We start from the raw sequence: 24,176 nt of genomic DNA, 5'->3' as shown, positions 1-24,176 counted from the left end.
GAGCATGCGATCGAAATTGTTCTTCACGGGGCCGTTTCCTGGGCGACAGTGGCAGGAGCGAACTCAGGCTTGAGCCGACCGTTCTCGTCGAGCAGCCAGGCGTCCATGATCTGCCGCACAACGGGTGCGGCTACACCGGAGCCGGACTCGCCGTTCTCGACCATCACCGAAACCACGATCTTCGGATCGTCGGCCGGGGCGAAGGCGACGAACAACGCATGGTCGCGGTGGCGCTCCTGAATTTTGTTGCGGTCGTATTTCTCGCCCTGCTTGATCGCTACCACCTGCGCGGTACCGCTCTTGCCGGCAATGCGGTACTGGGCACCGGCCGCAGCCTTGCGTGCAGTACCACGGGCGTTGTGCATCACCTGCTCCATGCCGTGGGTGACCTTGGCCCAGTCGGACTTGTCACGCAGGATGATGTTTTCCATCGGGTTCGGGTCCACGGGCGGCTGGCCTTCGATGGTCTTGGCCAGGTGCGGACGGTTCCAAACGCCTTTGTTGGCGATCAGCGCTGTGGCCTGGGCCAGTTGCAGCGGTGTTGCCTGCATGTAGCCCTGGCCGATGCCCAGAATCAGGGTTTCACCGGGGAACCAGGCTTGGCGGCGGGTGGCGCGCTTCCATTCACGCGACGGCATCAGCCCGGCCGACTCCTCGAACATGTCCAGGGCAACTTTCTGGCCGATGCCGAACTTGTTCATGTAGGTGGACAGCCGATCGATACCCATCTTGTGGGCAAGATCGTAGAAATAGGTGTCATTGGAACGCATGATTGCGGTATCCAGGTCGACCCAGCCATCACCACTGCGGTTCCAGTTACGGTATTTGTGATCGTAGTTGGGCAGTTGGTAATACCCCGGGTCGAACACGCGACTGCCGGCGTTGACCACACCACTGTCGAGGCCGGCGATGGCAACCGCCGGCTTGATGGTCGAACCCGGCGGGTACAAGCCGCGCAGCACGCGGTTGAACAGCGGCCGGTCGATCGAGTCGCGCAACTCGGCGTAGGCCTTGAAACTGATGCCGGTGACGAACAGGTTGGGGTCGAAACTCGGCTGGCTGACCATCGCCAGCACTTCGCCGTTGCGCGGGTCGAGCGCTACCACCGCACCGCGGCGCCCACCCAGGGCCGCTTCGGCAGCTTCCTGCAACTTGATGTCCAGGCTCAGCACGATGTCCTTGCCAGGTTTCGGGTCGGTACGCTTGAGGACCCGCAGCACGCGCCCGCGAGCGTTGGTCTCGACTTCCTCGTAACCGACCTGGCCATGCAGGTCGGCTTCGTAGAAGCGCTCGATGCCGGTCTTGCCGATATGGTGGGTGCCGCTGTAGTTCACCGGATCAAGGCTTTTGAGCTCTTTCTCGTTGATCCGCCCGACATACCCTACCGAATGGGCGAAATGCGCACCTTGCGGGTAATGCCGCACCAACTGGGCGACCACTTCGACGCCAGGCAAACGGAACTGGTTGACCGCCACGCGGGCGATCTGCTCTTCGTTCAGCTCGAACAGGATCGGCACTGGCTCGAACGGCCTTCGCCCCTGCCTCATGCGTTTTTCGAAAAGTGCACGATCGTCCGGCGTCAGCTCCAGCACTTCCACGATATTGTCCAGCACTTCCTGCCAGTTACCCGCACGTTCACGGGTCATGGACAGGCTGAAGCTCGGCCGGTTATCGGCGATGATCACCCCATTGCGGTCGAAGATCAGCCCGCGCGTCGGCGGGATCGGCTGCACGTGCACCCGATTGTTCTCTGACAACGTGGAGTGGTAGTCGTACTGGATGATCTGCAGGTAGTACAGGCGTGCGATCAACACGCAGACAAGCAGCATGATCGCGACGGCGCCGACCACGACGCGGTTACGCACCAGGCGGGCGTCTTTCTCGTGGTCCTTGAGGCGGATCGGCTGCGACATCGGACTGCTTACAGGCTCATTTGTGGTAAGGGTGCCCGGACAACACGGTCCAGGCGCGGTAGATCTGCTCGCCGATGAGTATCCTTACCAACGGGTGCGGCAGGGTCAGCGGCGACAGCGACCAGCGTTGCTCGGCGCGCGCACAAACCTCAGGCGCCAGCCCTTCCGGGCCGCCCACCATCAAATTCACCGTGCGCGAATCCAGCCGCCAGCGGTCCAGCTCGGTCGCCAATTGCTCGGTACTCCAGGGCTTGCCATGGACCTCGAGGGTGACGATGCGTTCCCCGGGCTGAACCTTGCTCAGCATGGCCTCACCCTCCTGACGAATCAGGCGGGCGACGTCGGCATTCTTGCCACGGGTGTTCAGCGGAATTTCCACCAGCTCCAGCGACAGCTCCTGGGGCAGGCGCTTGGCATATTCATGCCAGCCTTCCTCGACCCACTTGGGCATGCGCGAGCCGACCGCGATCAGGCGCAGACGCACGACGCTTCCTTATTCCCGGTCTTTGAGCTTGTCGGTGAAGTAGTCGCTGGCGTTTTCCGGGCTGTGGTGCTTGGCATCGGCGGCGCGGCTCTGCTCGGCACCCAGCCACAGGCGTTCCAGGTCGTAGAACTGGCGGGCAGCGGCGGTCATCATGTGCACGATGACGTCGTTCAGGTCCAGCAGTACCCAGTCGCTGTCGCCCTTGCCTTCTTCGCCCAGCGGCTGCGCACCCTCTTTCTTGACCGCTTCACGGACCTTTTCCAGCATCGCGTTGATCTGGCGATTGGAGGTACCGGTGGCAATGATCATGTAGTCGGTCAGGCTGTGCTTCTCGCGAACGTCGATGACCTGGATATCCTGGGCCTTGACGTCTTCCAGCGCGCTGATGGTCAGCTTGACCAGTTCTTCGCCATTGATTTTCTGCTTGCTCATATAAAACTCGTTCAACTCGTTGGATGAGGCGCCCACAGGGCACCGTCAGTTAGGCGCACGATACAGTTCATGCGCCTCGATGTAGGCCAGTACGGCGTCCGGCACCAGGAACCTCACCGACCTGCCGCTGGCCAGCAGCTGTCGGATCTGTGTAGCCGACACCGCAAGCGGTGTCTGCCAGACGAACGAAATACTACCCGCCGGGCCGGACATGGCGGTGGGATCGCTCTCGGAGCGCGCGGCCAACAGGTTGCGCAGCTCGTCAGGGGGTTCAACGTCGGCATCCGGGCGTTGCAGCACCAGGATGTGACAGTGTTGCAGCAGTTCTTCCCAGCGGTGCCAGCCAGGCAAGCCGCAGAAGGCATCCCAGCCCAACACCAGAAACAGCTGGTCAGCAGCGCCCAGTTCGGCGCGGACCGACTCCAGCGTATCGATGGTGTAGGACGGTTTGTCGCGCTCAAGCTCGCGGGCATCCACGCTCAGGCGTTCGACGCCTTGCACGGCCCCACGCACCATCGCCAGGCGATCTTCGGCCGCCACCTGCGGGGTGTCGCGGTGTGGCGGCCGGGCATTGGGCAACAGGCGCATCTCTTCCAGCCCCATGAACTCGGCGACCTCAAGCGCGCTGCGCAGGTGGCCGATGTGCACGGGGTCGAAAGTACCGCCAAGAATGCCGATGCGCCGGACTGCCTGGGCCTTGCTCAACTCAGCAGGACTCCTGGCCGCGCAGTTGGCCATCGCCGATCACTACGTACTTCTCGCAGGTCAGGCCTTCCAGGCCGACCGGTCCGCGGGCGTGCAGCTTGTCGGTGGAAATACCGATCTCCGCGCCCAGGCCATACTCGAAGCCGTCGGCGAAGCAGGTCGGGGTGTTGAGCATCACCGATGCCGAGTCCACCTCGGCCATGAACTGACGGGCCTGGCCCTGGTGTTCGGTAATGATCGAATCGGTGTGATGCGAGCCATAGTGGTTGATGTGCTCGATGGCCTGGTCCAGGCCATCGACCACACGAATCGACAGGATGGCGTCGAGGTACTCGGTGTGCCAATCGTCTTCGCTGGCCGGCTTGGCCTCGATCAGCGCACGGGTACGCTCGCACCCGCGCAGTTCGACGCCCTTTTCCTGGAAACGGCGGGCCATTTCCGGCAGGAAACCTTCAGCCACACGTTGGTCGACCAGCAGGGTTTCCATCGCACCGCAAATACCGTAACGGTAAGTCTTGGCGTTGAAAGCAACGCGCCAGGCCTTGTCCAGGTCCGCGTGCTCGGCAACATAGACGTGACAGATGCCGTCCAGGTGCTTGATGACCGGCACACGGGCATCGCGGCTGATGCGTTCGATCAGGCCACGGCCGCCCCGCGGGACGATGACATCGACAAACTCAGGCATGCTGATCAGCGCGCCAACCGCCTCACGGTCGGTGGTCTCGACCACCTGAACCACGGCGGCCGGCAGGCCGGCCTCGGCAAGGCCACGCTGAATGCACGTGGCGATGGCGCGGTTGGAGTGAATGGCCTCGGAGCCGCCGCGCAGGATGGTGGCGTTGCCTGACTTCAGGCAAAGGCTGGCGGCATCGATGGTCACGTTCGGGCGCGATTCGTAGATGATCCCGATCACCCCCAGCGGCACGCGCATCTTGCCGACCTGAATACCCGACGGGCGATAGCTCATGTCGCGGATGGCGCCGACCGGGTCTGCCAGGCTGGCCACCTGGCGCAGGCCGGTGATCATGCCGTCGATACGCGCTGGGGTCAGGGCCAGGCGGTCGAGCAGGGCAGGCTCCAGACCGTTGGCACGGCCGGCGGCCAGGTCCTGTTCGTTGGCTGCGGTAAGCTCGGCACGCGCGGCGTCCAGTGCATCGGCAGCAGCCTGCAGGGCGCGGTTCTTCTGCGCAGTGCTGGCGCGGGCGATCACCCGGGAGGCCTGGCGAGCGGCGCGACCCAAACGGGTCATGTAGTCAAGAACGGACTCAGTCATGGGTTCGGTGTCTTGGCGAAGGGGAAATCGGCTGATTATAACTGCCGCGCAGGTATACGCCCAGCGGCGGGTGGCGGATGGTAGAAAATGGCAGACAAGAATCTGTAGGAAAGATGTAACCGGCCTTATCGAACTGTCTTGGTTCAGCCTCGATTAAGCCAATCGTTGCTATCATCCGCGCCTGACCACGACGAACCGCCAGCATGCCAGACACGACCCCCTGCCTTGCCCGCGCCTTGCCCGACAGCTTCTTCGACCGAGACGCCCAGACCCTGGCCACAGCCCTGCTGGGCAAGGTCATCCGCCATCGGCATGGCGACCTGTGGCTGGCCGCTCGGATCATCGAAACCGAGGCCTATTACCTGACTGACAAGGGCAGCCATGCCTCGCTTGGCTACACAGAGAAACGCAGGGCGCTGTTTCTCGATGGCGGGCATATCTACATGTATTACGCCCGCGGAGGTGACTCGCTCAACTTCAGCGCACACGGCCCAGGCAATGCAGTGCTCATAAAGTCGGCCTACCCCTGGGTGGACGCCCTTTCCGGTGCCAACAGCCTGGCGCAAATGCAGTTGAACAACCCCGACGCCAGCGGCAAGCTGCGCCCAGCCGAACGCCTGTGCGCCGGCCAGACCCTGCTCTGCCGGGCCTTGGGCTTGAAGGTAGCGCAGTGGGATGGCCAGCGCTTCGACCCTGAACGCCTGTACGTCGAGGATTGTGCCATCACCGTGCCCAAAGTGGTCCAGGCCGCGCGCCTGGGTATCCCCCATGGCCGCGATGAGCACCTGCCGTACCGTTTCATCGACGCCGAATACGCCCGCTTCTGCACCCGGAACCCGCTGCGCCGGGGGCAAGTCGAAGGGCAAGACTTTTTCATTCTCAAACAAGGAAGCTGAAACATGGGCCAATGGCTCGACAGCCTGACCGGCTGGCTCAGCGCCAACCCGCAGTGGCTTGGCGTGGCAATTTTTCTGGTGGCCTGCATCGAATGCCTGGCCATCGCCGGCATCATCGTACCTGGTACGGTACTGCTGTTTGCCGTCGCGGTATTGGCCGGCAACGGTACCTTCAGCCTGGGCGAAACATTGCTACTGGGGTTCCTCGGTGGCCTGCTCGGTGACGCCCTGTCTTACACGATAGGCAAGTACTTCCACCAGAACATCCGCCGCCTACCCCTGTTGCGCCACCACCCGGAATGGATCGGCAGCGCTGAAACCTACTTCCAGCGCTACGGCATCGCCAGCTTGCTGGTTGGCCGTTTCATCGGCCCGCTGCGGCCGATGCTGCCGATGGTCGCGGGCATGTTCGACATGCCGTTGCCGCGCTTCATCGCGGTCAGCGTGCTGGCCGGTGCCGGCTGGTCGGTCGCCTACCTGTTGCCGGGCTGGGCTACCGGGGCGGCCATGCGCCTGCCATTGCCGGAAGGGTTCTGGCTGGATGCAGGCATCATCGCCGGCGCCCTGGCGGTGCTGATCGGGCTGAGCCTGAACAGCAGCGTACGCGACCAACGTCACGGGACGCGGCTGATCGCCGGTTTGAGCTTTCTGGCATTGGCCGGGGTGTTTCTGGGATGGCCGTATTTTCACGAGTTCGACCAGGGCGTGATGACCCTGGTGCAGGAGCATCGCAGCCAAGCCTTGGACGGCACCATGGTGCTGGTAACCCGCCTGGGCGATTTCCGCACCCAGCTGTTCCTGGGCGGGCTGCTCACCGGCCTGCTGCTGCTCGCCCGACAATGGCGGCATGCACTGTTCGCCGGTGGCGCCTTGATGGGTACGGCAATTGCCAATGGCTCGCTGAAATGGCTGTTCGCCCGGGCGCGACCGGAGGTGCTGACCGACCCCTTGACCAGTTACAGCATGCCCAGCGGGCATAGCTCGGCTTCGTTTGCGTTCTTCCTGGTGATGGCGGTGCTGGCCGGGCGTGGCCAGCCGCCACGCATGCGCCTGACCTGGGTGATGCTGGGGTGCATTCCGGCGTTGGCGATTGCCCTGTCGCGCGTTTACCTGGGAGCGCATTGGCCCACCGACATCCTGGCCGGAGCCTTGCTGGCCTGCTGCGTCTGCGCGCTCAGCCTGACGCTGGTGCAATATCGCCAGCCGCTCAATGCATTGCCACAACGGGTATGGTGGCTGGTATTACCGGCGTGTATCGCGTTGCTGGCTTTCTTTGCCCTGTATGCCTTGCCGTTGGCCCTGGAGCGTTACCAATATTGACGCTGGCTGTACAGCCCTATCGCCGACAAGCCGGCGATAGGGCCATAAAGGCAACCACCCTCTATCAGGCAAACAACTCGCCCTGAATCCGCTCCAGCAGCCTCTGGATTTCTGCCAGCCGCTGCGACGGCGAGTCGATCGCCAGCAAGTCCAGCTTGTCCTCTTCCATGAACGGCAGCAGATAAGCCAGCTGGTTGGCCAGTGCCTGGCGCCCCGCGACGTCACGGGGCATGTCCAGTGCCTCGACCATCGGGTGCTCACCCAACGCCACCAGCAGGGCCAGCAGGTCATCGTCCTGATCGGTCAGCGGGCTGTCCGCCTGCTCCGCCAGCCAATGTACCTCGCCCAGCAGCAACTGGTCTTTCTGCACCTCGGTCTGACCCAGCTCGAAGCGCCGCACACCTTCCACACGGATACCCAGCAAGCCGTTGTCCTGCTGGACAAAATCACGGATCAGCGCCTCGCACCCGATCGATGCAACCACAGGCGGCGCCTTGCCGACCTGCTCGCCTTCGACGATGCACACCACACCAAAGCCTGTGCCCTGCTTCATGCAGCGGCCAATCATGTCCAGGTAGCGGGCTTCGAATATCTGCAAATCCAGCAGGCAACCGGGAAACAACACAGTATTGAGGGGAAACAGCGGTAGCGTCATCACAACTCCTCAAGCCACCAGGCTGACCGCCAACGGCAGGAACACCGCCGTGGCCACCCCCATCAGGCTCATTGCCAGTGCGGCAAACGCGCCGCACTCGTCACTTTCCTGCAAGGCCACCGAGGTACCCACAGCATGCGCGGTCACGCCCAGGGACATGCCGCGCGCCTCGGGGCTATGCACACCAAAACGGCTCAACAGCGCAGGGCCGAAAATGGCCCCGATCACCCCGGTGATCAACACGAAGACCGCCGCCAGGGCCGCCACACCACCAATTTGCTCGGCCACAAGCATGGCAATCGGTGAGGTCACCGACTTCGGCGCCATGGTCATCAGGATCATGTGTTCGGCGCCGAACCACCAGCCCAGCAACAGGCAGCAGAGCGTGGCGAACAGGCCTCCGATTACCAGCGTAGTAAATGTCGGCCAGAACAGCTGCCGGATACGCCGCAGGTTGAGGTAGAGCGGCACGGCCAAGGCCACCGTGGCCGGCCCCAGCAGGATGTTCATGATCTCGGTGCTCTTGCGGTACTCACGGTAGTCGATACCACAGACCAGCAACACACCGATCACCATGACCATCGACACCAGTACCGGCTGCAGGAAGATCCAGCGCGTTTTCTCGTAAGCTGCTAGCACCACCTGATAGGCACCCAGCGTAATGCCAATGCCAAACAGCGGATGGTGGACAACCGCATCGAGCGCGCCCTGCCAATCGAGGATCATGGCTGCTCCCCGCGCTTGCCCTGGCGATGCATGAGTTTCTGCATCAATACACCGACAAAGACCAAGGTGGCCAGGCAGGAGATCAGAAGCGCGCCGGCGATGGCCCAAAAGTCTGCAGCGATATCCTTGGCATACACCATCACACCCACTGCTGGCGGCACCAACAGTAGCGGCAGGTAACGCAACAGACTGCTCGCCGCCTCGTTCAACGGCTTGCCGACCTCACCGCGGGCCATGAGAAACGACAACAAAAGCAAAAGGCCGATGATCGGCCCGGGCAGTATCGGCACCAACAGATGATTGAGCGCCGTACCCAGCAGCTGGAACAGCACCAGCCAGGTCAAACCACGCAACAGCATAAGGATCTCCTTTCGGCCATGCCGGCCATTATAAGCACGCGCAAGGCTATGGGCGGATATTCGCCCTGATGCTGGCAACTTGACTGTAATTGTTCGCCGTGCTGATCTTGCACACTCGTACCAAATGACAACCTGGAGAGTCGCGATGCCCTATGTACCGGTTACCGAGCTTTCGCAGTACGTTGGAAAGGAACTGGGACGTTCCGACTGGCTGAAGATCGACCAGCAACGCATCAACCTGTTCGCTGAGGCCACGGGCGATTTTCAATTCATCCATGTCGACCCTGACAAAGCGGCCAAGACACCCTTTGGCTGCACCATTGCCCATGGCTTCCTGACCTTGTCGCTGATTCCAAAGCTGATGGAAGACATACTGGTGCTGCCTGAAGGCCTGAAGATGGTGGTCAATTACGGGCTCGACAGTGTGCGTTTCATTCAGCCGGTGAAAGTCGGCAGCAAGGTGCGCCTGAAGGTGGATCTGGGTGAGGTGACCGAGAAGAAACCTGGGCAGTGGTTGCTCAAGGCTACCGCGACACTGGAGATCGAAGGCGAAGAGAAGCCGGCCTATATCGCCGAGCCGCTTTCGCTCTGCTTCGTCTGATCTTTTTTTGGGGGTCGCCACGCGGCCCCTGCCATGGCTGTCTCATCCGCCCCATTGTGCGGCATACTCGGCATAACTTTTGCCCGGATTCGGCCATGCGTGCTCTGTTGCCTCTCACCCTGACCCTGATGCTCGCTGCCTGTGGCGATGGCGAATCGCTGTTGCCACCGGATGCGCGCCTGCCCGACGGCGGTCGCTACAGGGGCCAGGTGGTTGACGGCTTGCTGCAAGGCGAAGGGCGCATCGACTATCCCAACGGCAGCTGGTACGCCGGCGGCTTCAAGGATGGCCAATGGCATGGCCAGGGCGAGTGGCATGGCAGCAATGGCGAGGTCTATCGCGGCCAGTTCGCCGCCGGCCTGTTTCAGGGCGTGGGCGACCTGACCACCCCCGGCAGCCACTATGCAGGCACCTTCAGCCACGGCCGTCGCGACGGCGAAGGTACGCTCAAGCAGGCGGACCAGACCTACCGCGGCCAGTTCAAGGACGATCAGTACCATGGCGCGGGTGAGCTCGAACTGGCGGACGGCAGCCGTTACCAGGGCTTGTTTGCCAGCGGCAAGCCCAATGGTGCCGGCGTACGCAGCGATGCCAGCGGCAATCAGTTCAGTGGCCGCTTCGTCGACGGTCTGTTGCAGGGCAGCGGCACCTACGACAGCGTCGATGGCGAGCAATATATCGGCGAGTTCAAGGACAACCGCCTGGAAGGTCGTGGCCGCTATGAAAACGCCGAAGGCGATGTCTGGATCGGCGAGTTCAAGGACGGCTCGCTGCTTGGCGAGGGGGAAATGCTGGGCAGCGATGGCAGCCACTACAAGGGCAGCTTCGTCGACTGGCGCCTGGCCGGCCAGGGCAGCCTGCAATTGCCCGATGGCAGCCGCTACGTCGGCGGCTTCGAAAACGACGCCTACCAGGGCCAGGGTAAACTGACCCTGGCCAGCGGCAAGGTGCAAAGCGGTTACTGGGTCAATGGTGTGCGCGTTCGCGACCACAACGGCAAACTGCTCCCCGACCCGCTGGAACTGGCCCTGCTCAATCAGGGCAAGCTACTGGATGAGGCGCTGGCGCGCGTACCGCGCTCCGCGCCGCCCATTGAGCTGTATAGCCTGGTGGTCGCCGGTGACGGCCAGCAGAGTGTATTTCTGCGCGAGGCCGACTACGTCAGCAATCTTTTGAAGGTGCGCTTCGGTGCCCACGGCCAGATCACGCTGGTCAACCACCGCGACCAGATGTCCACACGGCCCATGGCAACCCGCGAGAACCTTACCCGCGCCGCCCGCACACTGGCTGAGCGCACCGGCCCGCAGGACTTGGTGTTCATCTACCTGACCAGCCATGGCAGCCAGGACCACCAGTTGGTATTCGACCAACCACGCCTGCAGCTTGCCGACCTGTCCGCCGACGAACTGGCCAGCGCCTTGGCGCCGCTCAAAGAGCGCGACAAGGTGATCGTCATCTCCGCCTGCTATTCAGGGGGTTACATCGCCCCGCTCAAAGATGAGCGGACAATCATCATGACTGCCGCACGGGCGGACAGGGTGTCATTCGGCTGCTCGGAAGAGGCCGATTTCACCTATTTCGGCGAGGCTCTGTTTGCCCAAGCGCTGAACCAGACCGACGACCTCGAACAAGCGTTCGAACTGGCGCGCAGCAGTGTTGCCGAACGTGAGAAGAGGGAAGGTTTCGAAGCCTCCGAGCCACAGATCTGGGCACCATCAACCGTACTGGCACATTGGCAACGCTTGCGCCAGCAGCAAGCTGAAAAAGCCTTACGCAATGCCGCACAAGCGACTTCGCAGGGGCAGGAAAAAAGGCCAGCCCCGCACTAGACTTGTGTGTAACACAGGAGAGACATCATGTACTTGACGCCTCAGCATGTCCTGCTTGCCGGAGCCACGGGCCTGACGGGTGAACACCTGCTTGACCGCCTGCTCAACGAGCCCACCATCAGCCGCGTTCTGGCACCCACCCGCCGCCCCCTGGCCGAACACCCACACCTGGAAAACCCGGTCGGTGACCCTGCGGTGTTCCTACCGCAACTGGCCGGGCGCGTGGACATCGCTTACTGCTGCCTGGGCACTACCTTGAAGCAGGCCGGCTCCGAGCAGGCGTTCCGCGCCGTCGACCTGGACATGGTGGTGGCCTTCAGCAAGCGTGCACGGGAGATGGGTGCGCGCCACCTGCTGGTGGTCAGCGCCATCGGCGCCGATCCCAAGTCGTCGATCTTCTACAACCGGGTCAAGGGCGAAATGGAAGAGGCGCTCAAGGCGCAGGATTGGCCGCAACTGACGATTGTCAGGCCTTCGCTGCTGCTGGGTGAGCGCATTGCGCCGCGCTTGGGCGAACGGCTGGCTTCCCCGTTTGCACGGTTGATGCCGGGCAAGTATCGGGGCATCGAAGCCTGCACATTGGCGCGGGCGCTATGGCGCCTGGCGCTGGAGGAAGAGGACGGGATTCGGGTTGTCGAGTCGGATGAGCTGCGTAGATTAGGCAAGAAATAGCGCCCGCCTGAACGGCCCTGTCGCCGGCAAGCCGGCGACAGGGCCGTTACAGACCGCCAGTGGCCTGGAAGCCGATCCCGGCAGCCGTCAGCAACGATAATGGCAGCAGCAGGGTATCGAGCAGCATGCTCCCAGGCAGGTCCAGCCGCGGATACGCCGGCGCCTTAGCCCCGAAATGATCCTTGGGGCAGCACCCGCCATTGATCACGTACAAGTCCAGCCGGGTGCCGGCATACACCACCGGCGCGCCCGGCTTGTTGGCATCAAGCGTGCGCACCGTGGCACAGCCGTTGAGCAACAGGACGGCCAGCATTGCAGGCAACGTGCGTTTCAATCATCCGCCCCAAGATGATGCTCCCCCCAGCGCGGCAACATGTCCTGCGGGATGTTCAGCAGGTTCAGAATGCGCGCCACGACGAAGTCGACCAGGTCATCGATGGTCTGCGGCTGGTGATAGAAGCCGGGCGCTGCCGGCAAGATCACCGCCCCCATCTGCGAGAGCTTGAGCATGTTCTCCAGATGGATGGTCGAGAATGGCGCCTCGCGCGGCACCAGGATCAGCTGGCGACGCTCCTTGAGGGTCACGTCGGCGGCACGTTCGATCAGGTTGTTGCAGGCCCCGGTGGCGATGGCCGACAAGGTGCCGGTGGAGCACGGCACCACCACCATGGCCGCCGGTGCGCCGGAGCCCGAAGCCACCGGCGACATCCAGTCCTCCTTGCCATACACGCGGATCTGCCCATCGGCAGCACCGGTGTACTCGGTCAGAAAGGCCTGCATGGCCTGAGGCTTGGGCGGCAGCAGCACGTCGGTCTCGGTGGACATCACCAATTGCGCGGCCTTGGAGATGAGAAAATGCACCTCACGGTCTTCGCGCACCAGGCAATCGAGCAGACGCAAGCCATACTGCGCGCCGGAGGCGCCGGTCATGGCCAGGGTGATGCGTTCCGGCCCGCTCACTTCAGGGCCTCGGCCAGCTTGCCATGCAGGCCGCCAAAGCCGCCATTGCTCATGATCACCACGTGTGTGCCCGGCCGCGCCTGGCCCTTGACCCGCTCGATGATCGCTTCGAGGCTGTCGGCGACCACGCTCGGCACCTTGCACTGCGCCGCAGTCGCCGCCAGGTCCCAGCCCAGGTTGGCTGGCGCATACCAGACTACCTGGTCGGCATCGTTGACGCTTTCCGGCAGGCCGTCACGGTGCGCGCCCAGCTTCATAGAGTTGGAACGAGGCTCGATGATGGCGATCACCGGTGCCTCGCCCACCCGCTTGCGCAGGCCGTCGAGGGTGGTGGCGATAGCCGTCGGATGGTGAGCGAAGTCGTCGTAGATAGTCACGCCCTGAACTTCTGCGACCTTCTCCATGCGCCGCTTGACGCTCTTGAACGCGCTCAGGCCTTCAATACCCATGGCAGGCACCACCCCCACGTGACGGGCAGCGGCCAACGTTGCCAACGCGTTGGCAACGTTGTGCTGGCCGGTCAGGGCCCAGTCCACAACGCCTTGCGCTTGCCCCTCGAACAGCACTTCGAAGCGCGAGCCGTCGGCACTGAGCAAGCGCGCCTGCCATTGGCCACCCTCGCCGGTGGTCTGCACTGGCGTCCAGCAACCCATGCCGATTACCCGCTCCAGCGCCTGTTCGGTGGTCGGATGGATCACCAGGCCTTCGCTCGGAATGGTGCGCACCAAGTGATGGAACTGACGCTCGATGGAGGCCAGATCCGGGAAGATGTCCGCGTGGTCGAACTCAAGGTTATTGAGAATCGCAGTGCGCGGACGGTAGTGCACGAACTTCGAACGTTTGTCGAAGAACGCGCTGTCGTATTCGTCGGCCTCCACCACGAAGAACGGCGTATCGCCCAAGCGTGCCGACACCGAGAAGTTCTGCGGCACGCCACCGATCAGGAAGCCGGGGCTCATGCCGGCATGCTCCAGGACCCAGGCCAGCATGCTGCTGGTGGTGGTCTTGCCGTGGGTACCGGCCACGGCCAGCACCCAACGCCCCTGCAGCACATGGTCGGCCAGCCACTGGGGGCCGGAGACATAAGGCAGGCCTTTGTTGAGCACATGCTCCACCGCCGGGTTGCCCCGCGACATGGCGTTGCCGATCACCACCAGGTCCGGCGCCGGGTCCAGCTGGGCCGGGTCATAGCCTTGGGTCAGCTCGATGCCCTGGGCCTGGAGCTGGGTGCTCATCGGTGGGTAGACGTTGGCGTCCGAACCGGTCACACGGTGGCCGAGTTCTTTGGCCAGCACCGCCAGCGAACCCATGAAAGTGCCGCAAATACCGAGAATATGAATATGCATGGTCGACCTCGCAAAACTTCGAGGCAGGGTAGCCCAGGGCGCGGGAAATCGCACTCGCTGTTTCGCTCAGACGCCCCTGGCGATGCCGTGTTTGCGCAGTTTGCGATACAAGGTATTGCGGCTGATACCCAAGTGCTCGGCGACACGGGTCAGGTGCCAGCGGTTTGCCTCCAGTACGGATAACAGGGCCTGGCCCTCCGCCTGTAGGAGCGGCCTTGTGTCGCGAAAGGGCTGCGAAGCGGCCCCCGCAAACTGGGCAGCGCTATCGAAATCCTGGGGCCGCTCGGCGGCCCTTTCGCGACACAAGGCCGCTCCTACAGGGCTGGAAGTGTTGCGCACGATTGCGGGCAGATCCGCAAACGCGACATGACAATCCTCACACAATGCCACCAACGTACGCAGCACGTTGCGCATCTGGCGCACATTGCCCGGCCAGGCAAAATCCAGCAGCGCCTGGCGGGCGCTTGGCTCGATTTCGATGGCCTGGCCTTGCGCTTCCTGCCGCAACAGGAAATCCAGCAACTGAGCCTTGTCACTGCGCTCACGCACCGCCGGCATCGTCACTTCCAGGCCATTGAGCCGGTAATACAGGTCCTCGCGGAAGGTGCCCTGCTCCACCCGCTCAAGCAGGTCGCGGTGGGTAGCACTGACGATCCGCACATCGACCGCTTGCGGCTCACCACCGATCGGCACCACCTGACGTTCCTCCAGGACCCGTAGCAGACGGGTCTGCAGCGCCAGCGGCATGTCACCGATCTCGTCGAGCAACAATGTGCCGCCATCGGCCTGCAGCAGCTTGCCGCGCATGCCTTCCTTGCGCGCCCCGGTAAAACTGCCGCCGCGGTAACCGAACAACTCGCTCTCTATCAGGCTTTCGGGAATCGAGGCGCAGTTGACTGCCACGAACGGCTTGCCGCGCCGCTGGCTAGCCTGGTGCACTGCCTGGGCGAAGGCTTCCTTGCCACAACCGGTCTCGCCCGACACCAGCAGTGGCACATCACGCTCGAACACCCGCAGCGCACGCCGGAAATCACCCTGCAGCGCCGGGTCCATCAGACAAATGCCGGGGGCAGCCTCTGGCCGGGCTTCGGGCAAACCCGCCGGCACCGCCCACACCGGTGCCTTCGCCTGCCCGCGCAAGCTGGCAAATACCTGGCGACCATCACGCGTATACAGCGGCCAGGCCGTGCTGCCATTGGGCATGGCGCGGCTGAAGAGCTCATCATGGTTACAGGCAAAAAACATTTCCAGCGGCTTGCCCAGTACCCCGCCACGGACGGTGCCCAACAGGTTGAGGGCGCTCTGGTTGGCCGCGCAGACACGGCCATCGGCGTCGAACGCCAGCAGCCCTTCGCTGAACAACCCCACCGACTCGGCCTGCAGATGGAAGCGCAGCAACCATTGCTGCTCGAAGTGGCGCAGGAAGTAACAGCTCTCGATCATCTTTGCCGAAAGGTTGACCAGCGCCATGGTATGAAACTGGCTCTGACGCGAGACATCCGGCCTCGCCGATGACACATCGAGCACTGCCAGCAGCTCGCCATGCGGGTCGAAAACAGGGCTGGCCGAACAGGTCAGCCCGGTGTGCCGCCCGCGAAAGTGTTCGTTCTGATGGATGGTCAGCGCCTGGCGCTCGACCAGGCAGGTGCCGATGCCGTTGGTGCCTTCGCGCGCCTCGCTCCAGTCAGCGCCCAACCACAACCCTGCACGCTCGAAAATGCGCCGTTCGCTGGGTGCGGTGACACAATTGAGGATGACACCGCGCGCATCGGTCAGCAGTACCGCGTGCCCGGCACCTGATAGCTGCTGGTGCAGGCTGTTCATTTCATTGTCGGCGATTTTCAGCACCTGGTTCAGGCGCTCACGGCTTTCGAGCAGGCGGCCGTGTTCCAGCACGACCGGCGCCGCAAGCACCTCGGGATCAAGATGATAGTCCTCCAGGCATCGCAGCCAGGATCGGGCAATCGACGGGTCGCTACCGGCACCGCCGGCTTCGCCGTGGGCAACGGTATGCACTTGCTGGGCATGCCGACTGAGGTGGTGGCTCTGCATTGGTTTTTGTTCTCCGCAGATAGAGCGTCCTGCCAGCATCCTCCACCCGCCCGGGCTTTGCAATGCACCGCAATCAAGCGTGTCGCAAACGGTACAAAGTGTCACCCAGGCCGTGCCACTTCTGGGACAACCCCCTCTGCAGGCTCATCCAGAAACTGCGCAAACCCTTGATTCCAATGGCCCTCCCCACGCTGGCCCAACCTTTGCTCTACGCTTTCCAACTCCTCAACAAACACAATTAACCAGGAGACACACCATGCGTTATGCACATCCCGGTACCAAAGGCGCGAAGGTTTCCTTCAAGAGCCGCTACGGCAACTACATCGGTGGTGAATTCGTAGCTCCGGTCAAGGGGCAGTATTTCGACAACACCTCCCCGGTGAATGGCAAGCTGATCGCTGAATTCCCCCGCTCCACTGCCGAAGACATCGACAAGGCGCTCGACGCCGCCCACGCAGCCGCCGATGCCTGGGGCCGCACCTCGGTGCAGGACCGCTCCAACGTGCTGCTGAAGATCGCCGACCGCATCGAGCAGAACCTGGAAGTGCTGGCCATCGCCGAAACCTGGGACAACGGCAAGCCGGTCCGCGAAACCCTCAACGCCGACATCCCGCTGGCGGTCGATCACTTCCGCTACTTCGCCGGCTGCATACGCGCCCAAGAGGGCGGTGCCGCCGAGATCAACGAAAATACCGTGGCCTATCACATCCATGAGCCACTGGGCGTGGTCGGGCAGATCATCCCGTGGAACTTCCCGATCCTGATGGCCGCCTGGAAACTGGCGCCGGCCCTGGCCGCTGGCAACTGCGTGGTGCTCAAACCGGCCGAGCAGACCCCGCTGGGCATCACCGTGCTGGTAGAGCTGATTGGCGACCTGCTGCCGCCCGGCGTGCTCAACGTAGTCCAGGGCTATGGCCGCGAGGCCGGCGAAGCACTGGCCACCAGCAAGCGCATCGCCAAGATCGCCTTCACCGGCTCTACCCCGGTCGGCTCGCACATCATGAAATGCGCCGCCGAGAACATCATCCCGTCTACCGTCGAACTGGGCGGCAAATCACCCAACGTCTACTTCGAAGACATCATGCAGGCCGAGCCGAGCTTCATCGACAAGGCTGCCGAAGGCATGGTGCTGGCGTTCTTCAACCAAGGCGAGGTATGCACCTGCCCGTCGCGGGCGTTGGTGCAAGAGTCGATCTACCCGCAGTTCATGGAAGTGGTGATGAAGAAGGTGCTGCAGATCAAGCGCGGCGACCCGCTCGACACCGACACCATGGTCGGCGCCCAGGCTTCGCAACAGCAGTTCGAAAAAATTCTGTCGTACCTGCAGATCGCCCAGGATGAAGGCGCCGAACTGCTGACCGGTGGCAAGGTGGAGAAGCTGGAAGGCGCGTTGGCGACCGGTTACTACATCCAGCCGACGCTGCTCAAAGGCAACAACAAGATGCGCGTGTTCCAGGAAGAAATCTTCGGCCCGGTGGTCAGCGTCACCACCTTCAAGGACGAAGCCGAGGCACTGGCCATCGCCAACGACACCGAGTTCGGCCTTGGCGCCGGTGTATGGACCCGCGACATCAACCGCGCCTACCGCATGGGCCGCGGCATCAAGGCTGGCCGCGTATGGACCAACTGTTACCACCTGTACCCGGCGCACGCCGCGTTCGGCGGGTACAAAAAGTCCGGCGTGGGCCGTGAAACCCACAAGATGATGCTCGACCATTATCAGCAGACCAAGAACCTGCTGGTGAGCTACGACATCAACCCGCTGGGCTTCTTCTAAGCGGCAGCGGCAAGCTGCAAGCTGCAAGAAAAAGCGGATAGAACGCCAACCTGCTTTTTCTTCAGGCTTGTAGCTTGCGGCTTGTAGCTTGCATGGCTCGCTTCCTGCAGTACCCATCACCATCGGCCGGAACCCTTCCGGCCACCAAGAAAAAGAACAGGTGAAACTATGCCAAGCGATCAATCCTCCGGCGCACCGGCAGGCGCTTCCGTCGATTTCGAAAAGGTCGGTTCGGACTATTTCCAGCAACGTGAACTGAAAAAAGGCGCCGCCGGCTGGGTCCTGCTGGTGGGCCTGGGCGTCGCCTACGTGATCTCCGGCGACTATGCCGGCTGGAACTTCGGCCTCGCCCAAGGTGGCTGGGGCGGCATGTTCCTTGCCACCCTGCTGATGGCCACCATGTACCTATGCATGTGCTTTTCGCTGGCCGAACTGTCCTCGATGATCCCTACCGCCGGGGGCGGCTATGGCTTTGCCCGCAGCGCCTTCGGGCCGTGGGGCGGCTTTCTGACAGGCACGGCGATCCTCATCGAGTACGCCATCGCTCCGGCAGCCATCGCGGTGTTCATCGGTGCCTACTGCCAGTCCCTGTTCGGCATTGGCGGCTGGATGATCTACCTGGCGTTCTACATCGTCTTTATCGGCATCCACATCTTCGGGGTCGGTGAAGCCCTGAAGCTGATGTTCATCATCACCGCCGTCGCCGCCATCGCCCTGGCTGTCTTCCTTGTGGGCATGGTGCCCCATTTTGATGCGGCGAACCTGTTCGACATCGCCCAGACCGACGCGGTCGGCGCCAGCAGCTTCCTGCCGTTCGGTTATGTTGGCGTGTGGGCGGCAATCCCCTACGCGATCTGGTTCTTCCTGGCGGTAGAAGGCGTGCCGCTGGCGGCCGAGGAAACCAAGAACCCGAAACGTGACCTGCCACGCGGCCTGATTGGCGCAATGCTGGTGTTGCTGGCGTTTGCCCTGCTGATCCTCGTGGTAGGCCCGGGTGGTGCGGGCTCCGAAGCGCTCAAAGCCTCCGGCAACCCACTGGTAGAAGCACTTTCCAAGGCGTATGGCGGTTCCACCTGGATGGGCGGCTTCGTCAACCTGGTTGGCCTGGCCGGTCTGATTGCCAGCTTCTTCTCGATCATCTATGCCTATTCGCGGCAGATCTTCGCCCTTTCCCGCGCCGGCTACCTGCCGCGCAAGCTGTCCGAAACCAACAAGAGCAAGGCCCCGGTACTGGCCCTGATCATCCCTGGCATCATCGGTTTCGGCCTGTCACTGACCGGCCAGGGCGACCTGCTGATCCTGGTTGCAGTGTTCGGTGCGACGCTGTCTTATGTACTGATGATGGCCGCGCACATCACCCTGCGCATCCGCCGGCCCAAGATGGAACGCCCCTATCGCACCCCTGGTGGCATCTTCACCTCGGGCGTAGCCCTGGTGCTGGCATGCATCGCCGTGGTCGCAGGCTTTTTGGTCGACCCACGGGTGGTGATTGGCGCCGCAGTGATCTATGCAGTACTGATTGCCTACTTTGCGTTCTACAGCCGCCACCACTTGGTTGCGGGTACACCGGAAGAGGAATTCGCCGCGATCCAGAAGGCCGAAGAGGCCCTGCACTGATTGCCGACACCTGCCGCGGGCACGCCCGCGGCACTCTGGAGATTCTGTATGGCAAGTTTCGTACACACGGTAGGCCACCTGGTCTACCGCTTCGACAGCCTCAAGGACGTGATGGCCAAAGCCAGCCCCGCACGTTCCGGGGATTACCTGGCTGGCGTTGCTGCCGCCAACGACGGTGAACGGGTGGCGGCGCAGATGGCACTGGCCAATATTCCGCTCAGCCACTTCCTCAGCGAAGCGCTCATCCCGTACGAGCAGGACGAAGTTACCCGCCTGATCATCGACACTCACGACGCCCAGGCCTTCGCCCCGGTCAGCCACCTCACCGTCGGCGGCCTGCGTGACTGGCTGCTCAGTGACGAAGCCGACGAGGACAGCCTGCGCGCCCTGGCGCCTGGCCTGACCCCGGAAATGGCCGCTGCCGTATCGAAGGTCATGCGCGTACAGGACCTGGTACTGGTGGCGCAGAAGATCCGTGTAGTCACCCGTTTTCGCGGCACCATGGGCTTGCGCGGGCGCCTGTCGACCCGCTTGCAGCCCAACCACCCCACTGACGAGCCGGCCGGGATTGCCGCCAGCATTCTCGATGGCCTGCTGTACGGCAATGGCGACGCCATGATCGGCATCAACCCGGCCACCGACAGCATCGCCTCGATCTGCGCCATGCTGGAAATGCTCGACGCCATCATCCAGCGCTATGACATTCCCACCCAGGCCTGCGTGCTGACCCACGTCACCACCTCGATCGAGGCAATCAACCGCGGCGTGCCGCTGGACCTGGTGTTCCAGTCGATTGCCGGCACCGAGGCGGCCAACGCCGGCTTTGGCATCAACCTCAACGTGCTGCAGGAAGGTTACGAGGCCGGGTTGTCGCTCAAGCGCGGCACGCTGGGGCAGAACCTCATGTATTTCGAAACCGGCCAGGGCAGCGCCCTGTCGGCCAACGCTCACCACGGCGTCGACCAGCAAACCTGCGAAACTCGCGCCTATGCCGTGGCCCGCCATTTCAAGCCGTTTCTGGTCAACACCGTGGTCGGCTTCATCGGCCCCGAGTACCTGTACAACGGCAAGCAGATCATCCGTGCCGGCCTTGAGGACCACTTCTGCGGCAAGCTGCTGGGCGTGCCGATGGGGTGCGACATCTGCTACACCAACCACGCCGAGGCCGATCAGGACGACATGGACACCCTGCTGACCCTGCTGGGTGTGGCCGGGATCAACTTCATCATGGGCATCCCCGGCTCCGACGACATCATGCTCAACTACCAGACTACCTCGTTCCATGACGCGCTTTATGCGCGCCAGACACTGGGCCTCAAACCCGGGCCTGAGTTCGAGGCTTGGTTGCAGCGCACCGGTATATTCACCCAGGCCGATGGCCGGGTACGCTTCGGCGACAACCTGCCGCCGGCGTTCCGCCAGGCCTTGGCACAGCTGGCATAGAGGTGACCATGGACCGTCAGATACCCACCCCCGAAAATCCTTGGCTGGCCCTGCGCAACCTGACGCCGGCGCGTATCGCCCTTGGCCGCAGCGGCATCAGCCTGCCAACCAGCGCCCAGCTGGACTTCCAGTTCGCCCACGCCCAGGCCCGCGATGCCGTGCACCTGGCATTCGACCACACGGCACTGAGCGAACAATTGAAGGAACGCGGGCGTGACAGCCTGGTACTGCACAGCGCCGCCAGCGACCGCAACCAGTACCTGCAACGCCCGGACCTGGGCCGGCGCCTGAACGATCGCTCGGTGGAACAGTTGCGCCAGCACGCCCAGACCAACCCTGGCGGCTGCGACCTTGCCATCGTGGTGGCCGACGGCCTCTCGGCCCTGGCCGTGCATCGCCACACCTTGCCGTTCCTGGCCCGTTTCGAGGAGCAGGCCGCCGCCGATGGCTGGACCAGCGCACCGGTGGTGCTGGTGGAGCAAGGCCGGGTAGCCGTGGCCGACGAAGTGGGCCAACTGCTGGGGGCGCGCATGACCGTGATGCTGATCGGCGAGCGCCCCGGGCTCAGTTCACCCGACAGCTTGGGCTTGTACTTCACCTACGCGCCGAAGGTGGGCCTGACCGACGCTTACCGCAACTGCATCTCCAACGTGCGCCTGGAAGGCCTGAGCTACGGCATGGCCGCGCATCGCCTGCTATACCTGATGCGCGAGGCCTGTCGCCGACAGCTATCTGGCGTGAATCTTAAGGACGAAGCGGAGGTCCATACTATCGACAGTGAAAACACCTCTAATCAAAAAGGCAATTTCCTACTCGGTGAAGGGTAAAGAACATGTCACGGACGGTGGATTGCGCTTCTGGCCGGCATTGGGCAGCATGCGATTGAAAGCTGCTGGCATTCCGCTGTTTCCCAAATGGACTCTGAGGGCCGCACATGCGCATTATCAAGGCAACCCTGGAACACCTCGACCTGCTCACCCCGCTGTTCGTCCGATACCGCGAGTTCTATGGGCAACTGCCATACCCGGACAGCTCGCGCAAATTCCTGGAAACGCGCCTCAAACGCGACGAGTCGGTCATTTACCTGGCACTGCCGGACGATGACGACGCCAAACTGCTGGGCTTCTGCCAGCTCTACCCGAGCTTCTCGTCGCTGTCGCTCAAGCGGGTATGGATTCTCAATGACATCTATGTGGCCGAAGACTCACGGCGCATGCTGGTGGCTGACCATCTGATCCGTGAGGCCAAGAAGATGGCCAAGGACACCCAGGCCGTGCGTATGAGGGTTTCGACCAGCGCCAACAACGAGGTGGCGCAGAGGACCTATGAATCCATCGGTTTTCGCAAAGATACCGAGTTCGAAAGCTACATCTTGCCGATCAGCCAAGACTGATCAGTACTGGCCCGACCGCCGGCTGGCCGGCGATCGGGCCGGTACCGGCACCCTCAGTAACCCCCCGCTACAAACTCTCCGGGCATCCTCGCGACTTGGCCGTATAATGCCTGCTCTTGGCATGTCTGAAAATTTACCCTACCGCAAGTCCGCTCGCCCGTAGCTGCGGGTCAAGAACACAGGTGCTGTACATGGATTTCAACCCGCTGGACCTCATCCTGCATCTCGATGCCTACCTTGATCTGCTGGTCACCAACTACGGCCCCTGGATCTACGCCATCCTCTTCACCGTGATTTTCTGCGAGACCGGCTTGGTGGTAATGCCCTTCCTGCCGGGTGATTCACTGCTGTTCATCGCCGGCGCCGTGGCCGCAGGTGGCGGCATGGACCCAGTACTGCTGGCCGGCCTGCTGATGGCCGCGGCAATCATGGGTGACAGCACCAATTACGTGATCGGGCGAACGGCAGGTGAACGGCTGTTCAACAAACCCGATTCGAAAATTTTCCGTCGCGACTACCTGCAGCGCACCCATGAATTCTATGAACGCCATGGTGGCAAAACCGTGACCCTGGCGCGCTTCCTGCCGATCCTGCGCACCTTCGCGCCGTTCGTCGCTGGCATCGCCCACATGCATTACCCACGCTTCCTGGCCTTCAGCGTTGCAGGCTCGCTGTTGTGGGTCGGCGGCCTGGTGACCCTCGGCTACTTCTTCGGCAACGTGCCGTTCATCAAGCAGCACCTTTCGCTGATGGTGGTCTGCATCATCTTCCTGTCGCTGGTACCCATGGTCCTGGGCCTGCTGCGCGGGCGCCTGGGCCGCACCGCCAAGGCACACTGACGAACGCCATGTGGTCCTTCAGCGCCTGGCGGCGCAAGCGCACGCTGGCGCGCTACCCGGTCGATCCACAGCAATGGCAGGTGGTCCGTGAACGCCTGCCGATGCTCGACGGCATCAGCGACGACGAAGACCGTCGGCTACGTGATGCCTGCATCCTGTTCCTGCTCGACAAGCACCTGACCACCCTGCCCGGCGTCGAGCTGGATGACCAGCAACGCCTGTTCCTCGCCGCCCAGGCCCAGCTACCGCTGTTGCACCTGGGGGAACTCAACTGGTACCAGGGTTTTCACGAGATCATCCTCTACCCGGACGACTTCAAGAGCCCGCAGCGCCATCGCGACGCCAGTGGCGTGGAGCATGTCTGGGATGGTGAACACAGCGGTGAGGCCTGGCAGCAGGGCCCGGTGATCATGGCCTGGGCCGGGGTGCTGGCCAGCGGCGGCTGGGAAGCCTACAACCTGGTGATCCACGAGCTGGCACACAAGCTCGACATGCTTAATGGCGATGCCAATGGCCTGCCACCGCTGCACAGTGACATGCAGGTTGAAGACTGGGCCACGGCCATGCAGCAGGCGTATGACGACCTCAACCGCCAGCTGGACGCCGACCCTGAAACGCAAACGGCCATCGACCCTTATGCGGCCGAAAACCCGGCAGAATTCTTTGCCGTCACCAGCGAGTACTTCTTCAGCGCGCCCGACCTCTTGCAGCAGGCTTATCCACAGGTGTACCGGCAACTGTCACTGTTCTACCGCCAGGACCCTCTGGCGCGCCTGACGCGGTTGCAGGCCGAACACCCGGACTACCGCGAAAGCCACGCCTGAGGCGCCCGCGCATCAGGTCGGGCGTGGCATGCCCAGGCCGAATGTGCCTATAATCGCCGC

General features: G+C 62.9%; 24 protein-coding genes. 12 read left to right on the top strand and 12 right to left on the bottom strand.

The window, feature by feature from the left end; translation table 11 throughout:
• Window positions 1-23: 23 nt before the first annotated feature.
• From mrdA to JOE27_RS19480, 5 genes are read right to left on the bottom strand one after another with little or no spacing between them, the layout of a single operon-like run.
• The gene (gene mrdA, locus JOE27_RS19500) at window positions 24-1,913 is read right to left on the bottom strand and encodes a penicillin-binding protein 2 (RefSeq protein ID WP_125923511.1); all 1,890 of its coding nucleotides are present in this window, start codon (window positions 1,911-1,913) and stop codon (window positions 24-26) included.
• Window positions 1,914-1,929: 16 nt separating this feature from the next.
• Window positions 1,930-2,397 (bottom strand): 23S rRNA (pseudouridine(1915)-N(3))-methyltransferase RlmH, encoded by a 468-nt coding sequence (rlmH, locus tag JOE27_RS19495; protein WP_008090421.1) that lies wholly within the window; start codon window positions 2,395-2,397, stop codon window positions 1,930-1,932.
• 9 nt (window positions 2,398-2,406) lie between these two features.
• On the bottom strand, window positions 2,407-2,829 hold the full coding sequence (rsfS, locus tag JOE27_RS19490; RefSeq protein ID WP_012312550.1) for a ribosome silencing factor: 423 nt from the start codon (window positions 2,827-2,829) through the stop codon (window positions 2,407-2,409).
• 45 nt (window positions 2,830-2,874) lie between these two features.
• Window positions 2,875-3,567 carry a nicotinate-nucleotide adenylyltransferase gene (nadD, locus tag JOE27_RS19485; protein WP_046785129.1) on the bottom strand — a complete coding sequence of 231 codons (693 nt, stop codon included), beginning with the start codon at window positions 3,565-3,567 and terminating at the stop codon, window positions 2,875-2,877.
• Window positions 3,536-4,807 (bottom strand): glutamate-5-semialdehyde dehydrogenase, encoded by a 1,272-nt coding sequence (locus tag JOE27_RS19480; protein WP_046785128.1) that lies wholly within the window; start codon window positions 4,805-4,807, stop codon window positions 3,536-3,538. Before JOE27_RS19480 ends, nadD begins: the two co-directional genes overlap by 32 nt.
• A 203-nt stretch (window positions 4,808-5,010) precedes the next feature.
• Between JOE27_RS19480 and JOE27_RS19475 the strand changes: the two genes are divergently transcribed.
• Window positions 5,011-5,703 carry a DNA-3-methyladenine glycosylase gene (locus JOE27_RS19475; RefSeq protein ID WP_204919506.1) on the top strand — a complete coding sequence of 231 codons (693 nt, stop codon included), beginning with the start codon at window positions 5,011-5,013 and terminating at the stop codon, window positions 5,701-5,703.
• 3 nt (window positions 5,704-5,706) lie between these two features.
• Window positions 5,707-7,023 carry a bifunctional DedA family/phosphatase PAP2 family protein gene (locus JOE27_RS19470; RefSeq protein ID WP_204919504.1) on the top strand — a complete coding sequence of 439 codons (1,317 nt, stop codon included), beginning with the start codon at window positions 5,707-5,709 and terminating at the stop codon, window positions 7,021-7,023.
• A 64-nt stretch (window positions 7,024-7,087) separates the two neighbouring features.
• On the opposite strand, the gene JOE27_RS19465 is transcribed toward JOE27_RS19470, so the two are convergent.
• From JOE27_RS19465 to JOE27_RS19455, 3 genes are read right to left on the bottom strand one after another with little or no spacing between them, the layout of a single operon-like run.
• Window positions 7,088-7,678 (bottom strand): LON peptidase substrate-binding domain-containing protein, encoded by a 591-nt coding sequence (locus tag JOE27_RS19465; protein WP_046785125.1) that lies wholly within the window; start codon window positions 7,676-7,678, stop codon window positions 7,088-7,090.
• 9 nt (window positions 7,679-7,687) lie between these two features.
• Window positions 7,688-8,404, bottom strand: coding sequence for an LrgB family protein (locus JOE27_RS19460; protein WP_046785124.1), 717 nt, complete (start codon window positions 8,402-8,404; stop codon window positions 7,688-7,690).
• Window positions 8,401-8,763 (bottom strand): CidA/LrgA family protein, encoded by a 363-nt coding sequence (locus tag JOE27_RS19455; RefSeq protein ID WP_046785123.1) that lies wholly within the window; start codon window positions 8,761-8,763, stop codon window positions 8,401-8,403. The genes JOE27_RS19460 and JOE27_RS19455 overlap by 4 nt, the downstream gene beginning before the upstream one ends.
• A 145-nt stretch (window positions 8,764-8,908) precedes the next feature.
• Between JOE27_RS19455 and JOE27_RS19450 the strand changes: the two genes are divergently transcribed.
• The 3 genes from JOE27_RS19450 to JOE27_RS19440 all read left to right on the top strand — a co-directional run bounded on the left by JOE27_RS19450 (window position 8,909) and on the right by JOE27_RS19440 (window position 11,865).
• The gene (locus JOE27_RS19450; RefSeq protein ID WP_046785122.1) at window positions 8,909-9,364 is read left to right on the top strand and encodes a MaoC family dehydratase; all 456 of its coding nucleotides are present in this window, start codon (window positions 8,909-8,911) and stop codon (window positions 9,362-9,364) included.
• Window positions 9,365-9,459: 95 nt separating this feature from the next.
• Window positions 9,460-11,193 (top strand): C13 family peptidase, encoded by a 1,734-nt coding sequence (locus JOE27_RS19445; protein WP_115273489.1) that lies wholly within the window; start codon window positions 9,460-9,462, stop codon window positions 11,191-11,193.
• 27 nt (window positions 11,194-11,220) lie between these two features.
• On the top strand, window positions 11,221-11,865 hold the full coding sequence (locus JOE27_RS19440; protein ID WP_012312540.1) for an oxidoreductase: 645 nt from the start codon (window positions 11,221-11,223) through the stop codon (window positions 11,863-11,865).
• A 46-nt stretch (window positions 11,866-11,911) separates the two neighbouring features.
• Here the strand turns inward: JOE27_RS19440 and JOE27_RS19435 are convergent, their stop codons facing one another.
• The 4 genes from JOE27_RS19435 to JOE27_RS19420 form a co-directional block, all read right to left on the bottom strand.
• Window positions 11,912-12,199, bottom strand: coding sequence for a YceK/YidQ family lipoprotein (locus JOE27_RS19435; protein ID WP_204919502.1), 288 nt, complete (start codon window positions 12,197-12,199; stop codon window positions 11,912-11,914).
• Window positions 12,196-12,825, bottom strand: coding sequence for a flavin prenyltransferase UbiX (gene ubiX / locus JOE27_RS19430; protein ID WP_039603651.1), 630 nt, complete (start codon window positions 12,823-12,825; stop codon window positions 12,196-12,198). The genes JOE27_RS19435 and ubiX overlap by 4 nt, the downstream gene beginning before the upstream one ends.
• Window positions 12,822-14,171 (bottom strand): UDP-N-acetylmuramate:L-alanyl-gamma-D-glutamyl-meso-diaminopimelate ligase, encoded by a 1,350-nt coding sequence (gene mpl / locus JOE27_RS19425; RefSeq protein WP_119688203.1) that lies wholly within the window; start codon window positions 14,169-14,171, stop codon window positions 12,822-12,824. The genes ubiX and mpl overlap by 4 nt, the downstream gene beginning before the upstream one ends.
• A 66-nt stretch (window positions 14,172-14,237) precedes the next feature.
• Complete coding sequence (locus JOE27_RS19420; protein WP_204919499.1) at window positions 14,238-16,223, bottom strand: sigma-54-dependent Fis family transcriptional regulator; 1,986 nt, start codon at window positions 16,221-16,223, stop codon at window positions 14,238-14,240.
• Window positions 16,224-16,479: 256 nt separating this feature from the next.
• Here JOE27_RS19420 and JOE27_RS19415 point away from each other — a divergent pair, with 256 nt between their 5' ends.
• From JOE27_RS19415 to JOE27_RS19385, 7 genes are all read left to right on the top strand, one after another.
• Window positions 16,480-18,000: an aldehyde dehydrogenase family protein gene (locus JOE27_RS19415; protein WP_204919497.1), complete on the top strand. Its 1,521-nt coding sequence runs from the start codon at window positions 16,480-16,482 to the stop codon at window positions 17,998-18,000.
• A gap of 168 nt (window positions 18,001-18,168) precedes the next feature.
• Window positions 18,169-19,617 (top strand): ethanolamine permease, encoded by a 1,449-nt coding sequence (eat, locus tag JOE27_RS19410; RefSeq protein WP_039604782.1) that lies wholly within the window; start codon window positions 18,169-18,171, stop codon window positions 19,615-19,617.
• A gap of 48 nt (window positions 19,618-19,665) precedes the next feature.
• Entirely contained in the window at window positions 19,666-21,060 is a 1,395-nt protein-coding gene (locus JOE27_RS19405) for an ethanolamine ammonia-lyase subunit EutB (protein WP_046785115.1), read from the top strand.
• A gap of 8 nt (window positions 21,061-21,068) precedes the next feature.
• Window positions 21,069-21,887 carry an ethanolamine ammonia-lyase subunit EutC gene (gene eutC, locus JOE27_RS19400; RefSeq protein ID WP_115273486.1) on the top strand — a complete coding sequence of 273 codons (819 nt, stop codon included), beginning with the start codon at window positions 21,069-21,071 and terminating at the stop codon, window positions 21,885-21,887.
• 107 nt (window positions 21,888-21,994) lie between these two features.
• On the top strand, window positions 21,995-22,453 hold the full coding sequence (locus tag JOE27_RS19395) for a GNAT family N-acetyltransferase (RefSeq protein WP_012312531.1): 459 nt from the start codon (window positions 21,995-21,997) through the stop codon (window positions 22,451-22,453).
• A gap of 191 nt (window positions 22,454-22,644) precedes the next feature.
• A complete protein-coding gene (locus JOE27_RS19390) occupies window positions 22,645-23,292 on the top strand; it encodes a DedA family protein (RefSeq protein ID WP_039604165.1) in 648 nt (215 codons plus the stop codon).
• Between the two features lie 8 nt (window positions 23,293-23,300).
• Window positions 23,301-24,116 (top strand): M90 family metallopeptidase, encoded by an 816-nt coding sequence (locus tag JOE27_RS19385; RefSeq protein WP_046785113.1) that lies wholly within the window; start codon window positions 23,301-23,303, stop codon window positions 24,114-24,116.
• Window positions 24,117-24,176 lie beyond the last annotated feature (60 nt).

It is taken from the genome of Pseudomonas sp. M5, from assembly GCF_016907075.1.
GTDB classification, from domain to species: Bacteria; Pseudomonadota; Gammaproteobacteria; order Pseudomonadales; family Pseudomonadaceae; genus Aquipseudomonas; species Aquipseudomonas putida_E.
This window is presented reverse-complemented; position numbering and strand designations above follow the sequence as displayed.

Excerpts from the sequence above, each read along its gene's own strand:
- JOE27_RS19415 (WP_204919497.1), top strand. The coding sequence starts at position 16,480 with ATGCGTTATGCACATCCCGGTACCAAAGGCGCGAAGGTTTCCTTCAAG.
- JOE27_RS19420 (WP_204919499.1), bottom strand. The coding sequence starts at position 16,223 with ATGCAGAGCCACCACCTCAGTCGGCATGCCCAGCAAGTGCATACCGTT.
- eutC (WP_115273486.1), top strand. The coding sequence starts at position 21,069 with ATGGACCGTCAGATACCCACCCCCGAAAATCCTTGGCTGGCCCTGCGC.
- JOE27_RS19395 (WP_012312531.1), top strand. The coding sequence starts at position 21,995 with ATGCGCATTATCAAGGCAACCCTGGAACACCTCGACCTGCTCACCCCG.
- JOE27_RS19445 (WP_115273489.1), top strand. The coding sequence starts at position 9,460 with ATGCGTGCTCTGTTGCCTCTCACCCTGACCCTGATGCTCGCTGCCTGT.
- nadD (WP_046785129.1), bottom strand. The coding sequence starts at position 3,567 with ATGGCCAACTGCGCGGCCAGGAGTCCTGCTGAGTTGAGCAAGGCCCAG.
- mpl (WP_119688203.1), bottom strand. The coding sequence starts at position 14,171 with ATGCATATTCATATTCTCGGTATTTGCGGCACTTTCATGGGTTCGCTG.
- JOE27_RS19460 (WP_046785124.1), bottom strand. The coding sequence starts at position 8,404 with ATGATCCTCGATTGGCAGGGCGCGCTCGATGCGGTTGTCCACCATCCG.
- JOE27_RS19450 (WP_046785122.1), top strand. The coding sequence starts at position 8,909 with ATGCCCTATGTACCGGTTACCGAGCTTTCGCAGTACGTTGGAAAGGAA.
- JOE27_RS19440 (WP_012312540.1), top strand. The coding sequence starts at position 11,221 with ATGTACTTGACGCCTCAGCATGTCCTGCTTGCCGGAGCCACGGGCCTG.
- JOE27_RS19475 (WP_204919506.1), top strand. The coding sequence starts at position 5,011 with ATGCCAGACACGACCCCCTGCCTTGCCCGCGCCTTGCCCGACAGCTTC.
- rsfS (WP_012312550.1), bottom strand. The coding sequence starts at position 2,829 with ATGAGCAAGCAGAAAATCAATGGCGAAGAACTGGTCAAGCTGACCATC.
- eat (WP_039604782.1), top strand. The coding sequence starts at position 18,169 with ATGCCAAGCGATCAATCCTCCGGCGCACCGGCAGGCGCTTCCGTCGAT.
- JOE27_RS19390 (WP_039604165.1), top strand. The coding sequence starts at position 22,645 with ATGGATTTCAACCCGCTGGACCTCATCCTGCATCTCGATGCCTACCTT.
- JOE27_RS19405 (WP_046785115.1), top strand. The coding sequence starts at position 19,666 with ATGGCAAGTTTCGTACACACGGTAGGCCACCTGGTCTACCGCTTCGAC.
- JOE27_RS19455 (WP_046785123.1), bottom strand. The coding sequence starts at position 8,763 with ATGCTGTTGCGTGGTTTGACCTGGCTGGTGCTGTTCCAGCTGCTGGGT.
- JOE27_RS19470 (WP_204919504.1), top strand. The coding sequence starts at position 5,707 with ATGGGCCAATGGCTCGACAGCCTGACCGGCTGGCTCAGCGCCAACCCG.
- JOE27_RS19480 (WP_046785128.1), bottom strand. The coding sequence starts at position 4,807 with ATGACTGAGTCCGTTCTTGACTACATGACCCGTTTGGGTCGCGCCGCT.
- JOE27_RS19465 (WP_046785125.1), bottom strand. The coding sequence starts at position 7,678 with ATGACGCTACCGCTGTTTCCCCTCAATACTGTGTTGTTTCCCGGTTGC.
- mrdA (WP_125923511.1), bottom strand. The coding sequence starts at position 1,913 with ATGTCGCAGCCGATCCGCCTCAAGGACCACGAGAAAGACGCCCGCCTG.
- JOE27_RS19385 (WP_046785113.1), top strand. The coding sequence starts at position 23,301 with ATGTGGTCCTTCAGCGCCTGGCGGCGCAAGCGCACGCTGGCGCGCTAC.